This is a genomic window from Paraeggerthella hongkongensis, from assembly GCF_003726035.1.
Lineage (GTDB): Bacteria > Actinomycetota > Coriobacteriia > Coriobacteriales > Eggerthellaceae > Paraeggerthella > Paraeggerthella hongkongensis.
In genome coordinates, this window is record NZ_QICD01000026.1 from 24,801 (window position 1) to 35,904 (window position 11,104).

An 11,104-nucleotide genomic window follows, 5' to 3' on the forward strand; every position below is an offset into this window, starting at 1 on the left:
AGCAGCATGGATATCTGGATAAGCATCGTCGTCACATTCTTGCTCGTGCTGGTCAACGGATACTTTTCTATGTCCGAAATGGCGTTGGTGAACGCCAAGTTGGTGCTGCTGCAGCATGAAGCGGAAGCAGGCGACAAGCGAGCGGAACGTGCGTACAGCTTGGCGAGCGATTCCAGTCAGTTTTTGGCAACCATCCAAGTGGCTATCACGCTGGTCGGCTTCTTTGCCTCGGCCGCTGCTGCCACAAACCTGTCCGAGCCTTTGGCTTCGTGGTTTGCCAGCTTCAACGTGGCGTGGCTTACGGCTATTGCGCCCGGCTTGGCTCCCGTGGTTATCACGCTGGTGGTGTCGTACCTCAGTATCGTAGTAGGCGAGCTTGTCCCGAAGCGCGTTGCCCTTGCGGATGCGGAAGGCATGAGCAAAGCGGTGGCGGGCCCGCTTATGGTGTTCGCCAAGATCGCTTCGCCGCTGGTCACGCTTACATCGGCTTCTGCCAACGGATTGTCCAAGCTGCTGCGCGTCAAGAACGCGGACGAGCGTCAAACCGTGTCCGAAGAAGAGATCAAGTACATGGTCACGGACAATGACGAGCTGCTCGAAGACGAGAAGCGCATGATCCACGACATTCTGAATCTGGGGGATATGAGCGTGCATGAAATCATGCAGCCGCGCGTGGACATGATTCTAGTCGAGGATACGGAAACGGTGCAGCAGGCTCTTGAACGCATGCGCGGTACGGGGTATTCGCGCCTTCCCGTGTATCACGAGGACATCGATCATATCGTGGGCATCGTTCATTACAAGGATCTCATGGGCCCGTTCATGGATTCCAAGGGCGCTGATCCGGCTTCTTCTTATGCGTATGAAGCGCTGTTCGTTCCAGAGACGAAAGACATCTACCCGCTGCTTGCGGAAATGCAAACGAACAGGCAACAGATGGCCATTGTCGTGGATGAATACGGTGGAACGGATGGTTTAATTACCGTAGAGGACATCGTGGAGGAGATCGTCGGCGAGATCATTGACGAGTCGGACCGAGAGAACCCGTTCGTGGAGCAATCGAGTGGCAACACCTGGGTGGTCGACGGGCGTTTCCCGGTAGAAGATGCCGAAGAGTTGGGATGGCCGGTCGAGGAGTCCGCAGACTACGAGACCATTGCCGGCTGGTTGATGAACATGCTGGACTCCGTTCCTCAAACCGGCGATGAGTTCGACCACAACGGCTACCGATTCAAGATCTTGTCCATGCGCCGTCGCCGCATCTTGTCGGTGCGCGCTGAACGCCTGAAAGCCCAGCCCGATTCCTCTGAATGCTCGAGCGAGGAACTAGGCCGGGAGGAAGCGTGACGCAAGAAAGGCAGCTGTATCGTTCGCGAGATGCGCTTATAGCGGGTGTTTGCGCCGGCGTAGCCGACTATTTTTCTGTGGACCCGCTTGTTGTTCGCATCTTGGCAGCTGCGTTTACGCTCGCTTCCGGGGGCTTGCTCGGCTTGGCGTATCTTGCGATGTGGATCGTGGTTCCCAAGGCTCCTAAAATAGTGAAACCGCTTGAAGTAAAACCTCAATCGGTTCATTCTGACACGTATGGAACGGTGGACTTCAGCAGTCGGCATGGTTCGGCCGGGCAAGGTCCATCATGGTCGAACACGCCGACTCGGACAGCGGGCTGGCGCTATTCGACGCCATCGTATACGGGCGCGGCGCACGTGCCTCCCGAGCCTCCTGCTGCCGCGCCGCTGAAACGGGTCCCGCAACCGGTGGTCCATCATCCCGTCGATCCGCCGAAGGAGGCGTCTGAAGCGAGTGTTCGAGCCGCTTTGTGGCTGGGTTCGTTTTTGTTGTTTGCCGGCATCGTCGCGATGGCGGTGACGTTCGTTCGCGATATCGCATGGTGGCAGTACGCCCCGCTCTTCTTCGTCATTTTGGGAATTGTGGGCATGGTTGTTCCGGGAACCCCCGGGCGCCGCATGCGCAAGTTCGTGGAGGGGCTTGTTTGCTTTTGCATAGGCTCGATGGTGTTGACCATGAGTTTGGGCATCGTTGCTTGGGAGTCCATCGTTCCCATGCTGGTTTACCTGTGGCCCCTGTTGCTCATGACGCTTGCGTTCGCGGTGTTTTCGGCTACGCTTAAATCTCCCATGATGAATTTGCTCGCGGGCGCTTGCTTCGCGGTGTTCTGCACGGCGGGGGTGCTATGGTACTCCATACCCGGCCCTACGACCGAGATCGTGTTCACGGCTCCGTACGGTCGCGAATACCATGTTCAGATGCTGTTGAAGGAGCGAGAATTCGATTTGCTCAACGGAGACGTTCTGGAGTGGTCTATTCGACTTTAGCTAGCGGAGCACTTGCCGTTCGCCCGCATCTGCACATTTCGTTCGCTTGTTCGATTTTCCGATCAAGTCTGTTGCGACCTGCGGTTTTGCAAAGCAAGTTTTTGTCAAGCGAACAAATGATGTAGGGCATCTCCACACTTTTTTGCCCTAAAGCCCCCTTGTCCGCTAAAATATCTTCTACCACAACAGCATATCGCCCTCCAGGCAGCAATCCCTCTTACAATCTACTACGCTGTCAACCGCCTAAGCGGTAAGGGGTCGTGCGCTGTGCAACGAAAGGTTATCGAAGTTTTGACGGTGAAACGCACTAAACAACGGAAGTCGAACATAGCTGCCAAAATCGCTGCGGTTGGCTGCGCATCGTGCGTGCTGGCCGGGTGCATTGGCTTCGGCTTCGCCTCCGCGGGTAGCGGCGCTTCTCATGACATAGATTCGTTCGGGATTGATTCGGTAAGCACGGCTGCGTCTGCGACGGACTACGGCTTTTCGTCGGAGGCCGCCGATTCTGGCGCTCGCGAGTCCACGGTGCTTACCAGCACGGCTTCGCGCGATATATCCCAGGGCATCGCCGCCATAGAGGCGGAAGAGGAGGCGGCTCGTCTTGCCGCCGAAGAGGCTGCTCGCAAGGAAGAGGCAGCTCGCATTGCCGCCGCCGAGGCCGCGAAGGCCGAGCAGCAGGCTCGCGCTGCCCGCGAGGGCGCCGCCGATGCGCTGGCTTCCCTTTCCGACGTTGACTGGTCGGTGGGGCACGAGGCGTTCGTGGCCGAATGGAGCGGCCGCATCGACGCGTATCTGGCCGGTTCTCCCTTGTCTGGGCACGGAGCCACGTTTGCAGAGGCTGCTTGGGTTCATGGCGTTGATCCTCGCTGGTCGCCCGCTATCTCCAATACTGAAAGCTCGAAGGGTTCTGCGTGCTTCAAGCCCTACAACGCGTGGGGTTGGATGTCCTCGGTTGCGTGGAGCAGCTGGGAAGAGTCCATCAACGCGCACGTTGCGGGTTTGGCTAGCAACTACGGGTACTCCATCACCGTAGCGAACGCGCAGAAGTATTGTCCTCCTACCTACATGGACTGGTTCAATAAAACGCTTACGCAAATGAAAATGATCTAATCGAAGCGCCGCCGGAAAGGCGGCGCTTCGATTGTTGAGGAGCGGAGCAAGGCGGAGGGCGGGGCTGCTCCTTTGCCTTGCTGTCTTGCCGACCTCGCTTCACCTCTTCTCTGCCGTTTTGCCCCGTTATCTTGTTATTGCAGTATGCTGGATGCTTGCAGGAAAGTGCGCCCTGGGCGCAGGCGAAAGGACTGGTATGAGCAACGTGATCGTCGTAGGCTGTGGCCGCGTCGGTTCTCAGCTGGCAAACATGTTGTCGGATAACGGCAGCAACGTGTGCGTGATCGATCGCAATGCCGATGCATTCGCGAACCTGGGTCGCAACTTCAACGGTTCCACCGTACAAGGAGTTGGCTTCGACGAAGAGACGCTGATAAAGGCTGGCGTGGAGGATTGCGATGTTGTTGCGGCGGTTACTCAGTTCGACAACACGAATCTTATGTGCGCCGAGGTGGGCAGCCGTTTGTTCGGCGTGCCTCACGTTATTGCGCGTCTATACAATCCCGATCACGAACGCGCATACATGCAGCTGGGCATCGACTACGTATGCGGCACATCGCTTGTGGCCGAGGACGTGTTCAGCAAGGTGGTGTCGGGGCATGGCGCGCACCTGGACACGTTTGGGGAATTCGAAGTGCTGCGCTTTTCGCTTGACCTAAGTTGGTCGGACAAGCGCACCATTCGCGTGTCCGAGTTGGAGCGCGATCACGACATCCGCATTGTGGCTTTCGAGCGCGGAGACGGATCGGCCAGTTCCATTCCCACGCGCGATTCCATTCTGTATAACGGAGATTCGGTGCTGGCGTGCGTGCGTCATGAGTTGATCGAGTCGTTTTCGAAGTATATTCAAGATTAAGGTGCAGCGTTGGCCTGCAATGAATGCGGGCGACTTGCAGGGTTGTCGGGAAAGGAAGCTTCATGTACATCGTGATCGCGGGAGGCGGCAAGATTGGCGAGTACCTGGCCACCGTGCTGCTGCAAAGCGGCAACGACGTGGCCATCATAGAGGAGACGCTTTCGACGGCCGACAGGTTGTCGGTGGCGCTGCAGGGCCGGTACCTGGTCATCCACGGCGACGGCTGCGATTCGAAGTATCAGGAAGACGCGGGCATTCGCCGCGCTGACGTATTCGTGGCCACTACGGGCCAAGACGACGACAATCTGGTGTCGTGCGAGATCGCGCAGCGCGTGTTCAACGTGCCGCGTTGCATTGCCCGCGTGAACAGCCCGAAGAACCTTCGCATTTTCAAAGAGGTGGGCATCGAATGCGTGTCGTCCACCACGCTTATCGCGAACCTCATCGAAGAGGAAACGCTGCTTGGCAGCGTGAGCGTTGCGTCGTCGCTTACGCACGGCAACGTTATGCTGACCGAGATCGTGGTGCCGCGCATGCGCCATCACTCCAACGAGGCGGGTATTCTGGTGTCGTCGCTGCCCATGCCCGAGAACAGCCTGGTTGCCGCCGTCTCGCCCCAAGACGACGACAACGTGGAAGTGGTTAACGAGGAAACAGTGCTCTATCCAGGCGACAAGGCCATCGTCGTGGTGGACAACGAAGTTCTCGATGAGGTAAGGGCCTTGTTCAAAGCGTTGTAACTTTTAAAAAGACCCCTTCGCCATGCGTCGGAAAGCCGAGCAAAAAAGCGAAGCTGTTGCCCTTGCGCGGACAGCTTCGCTTTTTGTTGCGCTTTTCGTACGGTTGTCCAGTTCCGTTCTTTGAAGGCTTCCCAGAACACCTGTGACAATAAGTGCATCGAGCGGGCGCCGTTCCGCTGAGAATGGAATGCAGCAAGGAGGGGGTCGTATGAAAGACGGTTGCGGTAATGGGTCCTTTGGCGAAACGGGTATATCGAGGCGAGCGTTTCTTGGGGGTAGTGCTGTCGCCTTTGGCACGATGGTGCTTTCGGGAGCTATGAGCGGATGCTCTTCTTCGGGAGAAGGAAGCAGGCAAGGAGCGCAAGGACCTGTCGACGGCGAGCAAGTGTTGTATGAACTTTATGATACGGACATCCTTATCATCGGCGGCGGCCTTGCCGGGTCCCATGCGGCACTTCAGGCTTACAAGCAGGGGCAAGATGTCGTGGTGGTGGAGAAAGCGCCTTTCCATTTCGGGGGAGCATGCGGATATAATTGGTGCAATTGGGTGAACTTCATCCAGACTGATACGCCATGGGATGAGTCCGAAGACTTTGTCCTGAACGAGCTTACGAACAAAAAGATCGCCAAGGCGACCCACGAAGCGTTTTCTGTCGAGGATCGCAACCTTCTCTTGCGCTATGCGCAAGAGGGAAACAACCTGTTCACGCGAGACGAGACAGGCGCGTTCGTCCCGGGTCTCGACATGCCCGGGTATCCGCTCTTCGGAACTTTCAATGGTTTTCCGCGTTACTTTACCGACTCGGTAGAGCGATCGGGCGCTCGTATCTTCGATCAAACTATGATTACAGATATCATCATTGAGGACGGTGCGTGCATAGGTGCCATCGGATTGCACATTCCTACCGGGACGGTGCGCGCGTTTCGAGCCAAATCGACGATTTCCTGCACGGGTGCAAGCTCGTGGGTGTATGGGTGGAATACGGTAGCGGCCACTTCCATCAACTCGCCGGACAATACGGGCGATGTCGATGCCGCAGCTTACCGGCGAGGCGCAGCCTTGCAGGATTCAGAATTCTTCCAGTTCGACCTTATCAGCATGTATCCGACCGGTCTTGCAGCTACGTTCGTAGGCGGTATCGGCGCCGACAACCTGTGCTGCGAGTACATCTGCGATGCGAACGACAACTACTTCTTCAGGGGGATGGACTATTCGACGCTGGATCGCATCACGTTCACGCGAACGATTGCCAAGGCTATCCACGATGGCGGGGGGTCGCCCAACGGCGGCGTGTACGTGGATTTCTCAAGTCCTGAAGCTTTTGCAGCTATGGGGGAGGTCTACCGTCGCAACGTTACCTTGTGGAAAGAGGTATTCGGTATAGATGTGTCCTCCTCCAAGCTCGAATGTGCGCTTGAAACGTATGAGCATGGTGGAAATCCGCGCGTGGACGAAAACCTGATGGTCGAGGGTATGCCGGGGTTATTCTGCGCTCGCGGCGGCGGCGTCTCGGGCGCTCAAGGGGGCACTTCGGTCAATGTCGCGTATCGAGACGGATCTTACGCGATGATGAAAGCTATTGAATACGCCGAAGGACCGGGCAAGAACAAACCGCAATCGTTTACCTTCGCTTCGGTTGAAGAGGAGGTCGGGCGCTTGCATGAAATGCGCACGCGCCGATCCGGCGGCAAACGCCCTCAGGAAATTACCCGCATGATTCAGCGCGCCTGCTATCAGGCATGTCAGCCTACGCGGGAAACAACGGCAATGAAAGAAGCCGTGGCGGAGCTCGAGCGCATCCGCGCGGAAGAACTGCCCAAGATGCAGCTCGGAGACGCCTCTCTGAACTACAACACCGACTGGAAGGCCGCTATCGAGGCTTACAACCTGCTCGACATCGCTGAAGCTAGCTCGAAGGCGGCTCTTATGCGCGAAGAAAGCCGTGGGCATAGCTATCGACCCGACTTCCCGCAAGAAGACTCGGCAAAGTGGACGTGCAACATCGTCGCTAAAAACGTGGATGGCAAAATGCAGCTCGAAACCGTTCCCGTTGTCGAATTGGATTAGCTGTTGTTGTTTGCGTGCTTACGAGGAGGCAAGTTATGAAAATCAAGATTCAAAAGTACAATCCTTCGGTAGATCCCGCTCCTCATTTTGAGGAATACGAAATCACGCATACCGAGCATATGACTTTGCTCGAGGCGTTGGTTCAGGTCAACGATACGATAGAGCCCATTGCTTTCGACTACAGCTGTCGTGGGCGCGTGTGCGGGCGGTGCGCTATGACGCTCAATGGGGTCCCTTGCCTCGCTTGCGTGACGCCGATAGAAGATTCGGACAAAAACGAGGTTACTCCTCTTAAACATTTTCCGGTAGTACGCGATTTGATTGTGGACAAAACGAAGATCACCGACAGGGTGAGCCGGATACTCGCTCGCCAGCGTGCTTTCGATCTTACGGTTGAAGAGGTGAAGGCTCCGGTTGACGCGGCTCTGCCCAAGAAACTCGAACCGCTCGAGTATTGCGCTCGTTGTGGCGTGTGCACCGCTGCTTGCCCTGTCGTGGAGCAGAAAGGGCTTAAATCCTATATTGGCCCGACGGGCATGATCGCCATCGCAAACCGATTTTACGACCCGTACGATCAAGGGGACCGAGTGGTGGAAGCCATGCAAAACGGTTTGTGGGAATGTATAGAATGCGGCATGTGCGATAGCGTGTGCAAGGCGCTTGAGATCGATCATTTGTCGGTTTGGAAGGACCTTCGCGAAGCTGCCGAATCGGCGGGGTTGAAGCCGCCTCGCTCCTAGCCAGCTTCAAGTGGGTTTGAAATAGCCAGTTAATATCCCAGCTCCGTTTCGTAACGGAGCTGGGTTGTATGCTGGGCTCGTCGTGCGTGTATACTGGAGGGGCCGTATGGGGATGCGGACGGAGGGGTTATGAAGGTGGATTCCTGGGAGCCGAAAGGGCTTTTCGATGACGAGGATGTGCAGATGAAGCTGCGCATCATGCATGCGGTCGATAGATCTCTCGATCAGATTAAAGTGACGGATCTCTGCGAACGTGCAGGTATATCTCGGCAGATGTTCTATCGGCATTTCGACAGCAAATACAGCTTGCATTGGTGGTGGCCGACGCATGTTCACAAGTTCTATCTTGTGGAAATCGGCCGTACGATAGACTGGGAAACGGGATATTTTCATCACTTGACGCTGCTGTCGCTTGAAAGCGACTTTTTTAAAGTAGCAACCCAGTATACGCTTAACTGCTCGAGCGAGCGCAGCATCATGCCCCATTACAGAAAGTGTGCGCTGCTCGAAACCCTGCAGGATTATCGTCATATAGAAATTAGTGATGAGCTCATGTTCTGCCTTGATAGATGGGTGAAAACAGAAACGGAGATACTGACCGAATGGTACCGCATGGGAACCATGCCCCTACCTCAGGAGGCTGCTGAAAAGTTGGCCCTCGCGGCTCCAAGAATGCTCTACGATGCGTTGCTGATGGATTGATCCCGGTCGACTATCCTTGTGCGGCGCGCAGCTCTTCAAGGGCTTCGGGCGGCGTGTAGCTGCACGTTCCGTCGCCTAGAGAAACCACCTCGACGGCGTCGCCTTCCTTGATTTGGCCGTCGGAAAGCGCAACGAAGAAAATTCCTTCGCGCGGGAAGATGCAGTCGCCGGCTAGATGGTAGATGGCGCATTTCGTGTGGCAGACCTTCCCGATTTGGGAAAGCTCCAGCAGCACGTCGTCGCCGATGCGCACCTGCGTGCCCAAGGGCAGGGAGAGCAGGTCGATGCCTTCGGTAGTGACGTTTTCGGCGAAATCGCCTTCGGCCACGTCAAGATCCATGGCGCGGGCCTTCTCGATGGACTCCCATGCCAAAAGCGAAACCTGGCGATGCCAATCGCCGGCGTGCGCGTCGCCCGCCACGCCCTGATGCTCGATGACGGCGATGGGGGAGGCGCAAGGCGTTTTGCGCGTGCCTTTTCGTTTGGAGACGTTGACCGAGCGCACGCGGCCTCGCATGTTTCGATTTTGTTCCGCTTGTTCCATGGCGTCCCCCTAAAAACTAGAAATTTACTAGGAAATAGGGTAGCGATTTGGCGGAAGAAGTCAAGGACGCTTCTTCGCCATACGGCGGTTGCTCGATCGACTTTGCGGGCGCGAATCGGTAGCTGTGGCAGGTTCGAGCCCCTCTCAACGCTCCTCGTTACTCGCGTACGGATACGCCACCTGGGTTTTGCGGGCCAAAAGCGCAAAAAACCAGCGAAGCGTACCTTTGGAATTGCCATAGGTCCCTCTTTGCGCCCACGCGACCTGCATCGCCCTGCGGCCTCGGCGCTTTCCGTGAAATACCGCGACTGCGCTCACGTTTGCGGTATCCTATTCCCATCAGGTACGATTGGGCGAAAGGGACCGGCGTGATCAACCGCTACACGCGCCCCGCAATGGGGGCCATCTGGGAATTGCAGAACAAGTTCGAGATCTGGAAAGAGATCGAGGTGCTGGCATGCGAGGCTCAGGCCGAGCTGGGCCAAGCGGGCATTACGAAAGAGGAAGCTGCGTGGATTCGCGCGCACGCCGATTTCACCGTGGAGCGCATCGACGAGATCGAGAAGGTGACGAACCACGACGTCATCGCTTTCACCACGAACATGGCCGAATACATCGATGCCGACGTGCCGGAGGGCCAGGAGCCTCCCAGCCGTTGGGTGCATTACGGCATGACGTCGTCCGACCTGGGCGACACGGCACTGTCCTACCAGGTCACGCAGGCCATCGATATCATCCTGGAGGATATCAAGCAACTGGGCGAGACGTGCAAGCGCCGTGCGTTCGAGTTCCAGAACACGTTGTGCGTCGGCCGCACGCACGGCATCCATGCGGAGCCTATGACGTTCGGCATGAAGTTCGGCAGCTGGGCCTGGGCGCTCAAGCGCGCTCAGACGCGCATGGAGGAGGCTCGCACCGTGGCCGCTACGGGCGCCATCAGCGGTGCGGTGGGCACGTATTCCAGCATCGATCCGTACGTGGAGCAGTACGTGTGCGAGAAGCTGGGCCTCACGCCCGATCCGCTGTCCACGCAGGTGCTTGCGCGCGATCGCCATGCGCAGGTCATGGCCGGCCTTGCGGTGACGGCGTCTACGCTGGAGAGCATCGCCATGCAGGTGCGCCTGCTGCAGCAGTCCGATGTGATCGAGGCCGAAGAGCCGTTCACGAAGGGCCAGAAGGGCTCGTCTGCCATGCCTCACAAGCGCAATCCCATCACGGCCGAGCGCGTGTGCGGTTTGGCGCGCGTGGTGAAGTCCAATGCGCAGGTGGCTTTCGACGACGTGGCGCTGTGGTACGAGCGCGACATCAGCCATTCCGGTGCCGAGCGCGTGGTGCTGGCCGATAGTTTCACGGCGCTTGACTACATGTTCTCCAAAATGCAGTGGATGTTGGACGGTCTGCAGACCTATCCCGCCAAGATGGAGCAGAATCTGTGGCGCACCAAAGGCCTCATCTTCAGCTCGAAGGTGCTGTTGGCGCTGGTGAACACGGGCATCAGCCGCGAGGATGCCTATGTTATCGTGCAGCGCAATGCCATGAAGGTGTGGGAGGATATCCAGAACGCCGTGGACGGTCCCGCGTATCGCGAGAACCTGGAAGCGGACCCCGAGGCCAATCTGTCGAAGGAAACGCTCGACGAGATCTTCGATCCTTGGGATTTCCTTGCGCGCAAGGACGTCGTGTTCGATCGGCTCCAGGAACTGGAGTTCTAGCTGATCGCTGGGACGCGAGGTCGCATAGCAACGAAGGCCCTCCGCGCATGGAGGGCCTTCGTGGTTGCAGGGCTGCCGGCCAGGGCTTGAAGGCCTGCAAGTAGTGGAGCCTTCGCAGTCGCTTTCGAGCGTTTCTGGCGTCGGATCCCGATGAAGCTGGCACGGATTCCCCCCCCCCCTTCTGCGTTCTTGAGCCAGCGCACAAAGCAGGTCCTTTTTGTGCGCATGAACTAGCGATGCAGGTCGGCGCATTGGGGTTTGCGCGACGCCCGAAGACCCTGCGTCAAGGGGAGCGC

General features: G+C 57.4%; 10 protein-coding genes. 9 read left to right on the top strand and 1 reads right to left on the bottom strand.

Annotated elements, in window-relative coordinates; genetic code table 11:
- The first annotated feature begins 6 nt into the window (after positions 1–6).
- The 8 genes from DMP08_RS10210 (at position 7) to DMP08_RS10245 (ending at position 8,552) form a co-directional block, all read left to right on the top strand.
- Positions 7–1,347: a hemolysin family protein gene (locus DMP08_RS10210; RefSeq protein WP_123192788.1), complete on the top strand. Its 1,341-nt coding sequence runs from the start codon at positions 7–9 to the stop codon at positions 1,345–1,347.
- A complete protein-coding gene (locus DMP08_RS10215; RefSeq protein ID WP_123192789.1) occupies positions 1,344–2,336 on the top strand; it encodes a PspC domain-containing protein in 993 nt (330 codons plus the stop codon). Before DMP08_RS10210 ends, DMP08_RS10215 begins: the two co-directional genes overlap by 4 nt.
- 267 nt (positions 2,337–2,603) lie before the next feature.
- On the top strand, positions 2,604–3,446 hold the full coding sequence (locus DMP08_RS10220) for a CMP-2-keto-3-deoxyoctulosonic acid synthetase (protein WP_244596931.1): 843 nt from the start codon (positions 2,604–2,606) through the stop codon (positions 3,444–3,446).
- Positions 3,447–3,642: 196 nt separating this feature from the next.
- On the top strand, positions 3,643–4,302 hold the full coding sequence (locus DMP08_RS10225) for a potassium channel family protein (RefSeq protein WP_114567857.1): 660 nt from the start codon (positions 3,643–3,645) through the stop codon (positions 4,300–4,302).
- A 62-nt stretch (positions 4,303–4,364) separates the two neighbouring features.
- Positions 4,365–5,042 (top strand): potassium channel family protein, encoded by a 678-nt coding sequence (locus DMP08_RS10230; protein ID WP_114567845.1) that lies wholly within the window; start codon positions 4,365–4,367, stop codon positions 5,040–5,042.
- 385 nt (positions 5,043–5,427) lie between these two features.
- Positions 5,428–7,110, top strand: coding sequence for an FAD-dependent oxidoreductase (locus tag DMP08_RS10235; RefSeq protein WP_244596932.1), 1,683 nt, complete (start codon positions 5,428–5,430; stop codon positions 7,108–7,110).
- 35 nt (positions 7,111–7,145) lie between these two features.
- The gene (locus tag DMP08_RS10240) at positions 7,146–7,850 is read left to right on the top strand and encodes a succinate dehydrogenase/fumarate reductase iron-sulfur subunit (RefSeq protein ID WP_123192791.1); all 705 of its coding nucleotides are present in this window, start codon (positions 7,146–7,148) and stop codon (positions 7,848–7,850) included.
- Between the two features lie 129 nt (positions 7,851–7,979).
- Complete coding sequence (locus tag DMP08_RS10245; RefSeq protein WP_244596934.1) at positions 7,980–8,552, top strand: TetR/AcrR family transcriptional regulator; 573 nt, start codon at positions 7,980–7,982, stop codon at positions 8,550–8,552.
- A 10-nt stretch (positions 8,553–8,562) separates the two neighbouring features.
- On the opposite strand, the gene DMP08_RS10250 is transcribed toward DMP08_RS10245, so the two are convergent.
- Positions 8,563–9,096 carry an MOSC domain-containing protein gene (locus tag DMP08_RS10250; protein WP_123192792.1) on the bottom strand — a complete coding sequence of 178 codons (534 nt, stop codon included), beginning with the start codon at positions 9,094–9,096 and terminating at the stop codon, positions 8,563–8,565.
- Between the two features lie 368 nt (positions 9,097–9,464).
- On the opposite strand from DMP08_RS10250, the gene purB reads away from it, so the two are divergent.
- Complete coding sequence (purB, locus tag DMP08_RS10255; protein ID WP_123192793.1) at positions 9,465–10,808, top strand: adenylosuccinate lyase; 1,344 nt, start codon at positions 9,465–9,467, stop codon at positions 10,806–10,808.
- Positions 10,809–11,104 lie beyond the last annotated feature (296 nt).

What these genes read in the sequence shown, in the direction of transcription:
- DMP08_RS10250 (WP_123192792.1), bottom strand. Translation starts at nt 9,096, where the DNA reads ATGGAACAAGCGGAACAAAATCGAAACATGCGAGGCCGCGTGCGCTCG.
- DMP08_RS10210 (WP_123192788.1), top strand. Translation starts at nt 7, where the DNA reads ATGGATATCTGGATAAGCATCGTCGTCACATTCTTGCTCGTGCTGGTC.
- DMP08_RS10230 (WP_114567845.1), top strand. Translation starts at nt 4,365, where the DNA reads ATGTACATCGTGATCGCGGGAGGCGGCAAGATTGGCGAGTACCTGGCC.
- DMP08_RS10225 (WP_114567857.1), top strand. Translation starts at nt 3,643, where the DNA reads ATGAGCAACGTGATCGTCGTAGGCTGTGGCCGCGTCGGTTCTCAGCTG.
- DMP08_RS10245 (WP_244596934.1), top strand. Translation starts at nt 7,980, where the DNA reads ATGAAGGTGGATTCCTGGGAGCCGAAAGGGCTTTTCGATGACGAGGAT.
- DMP08_RS10240 (WP_123192791.1), top strand. Translation starts at nt 7,146, where the DNA reads ATGAAAATCAAGATTCAAAAGTACAATCCTTCGGTAGATCCCGCTCCT.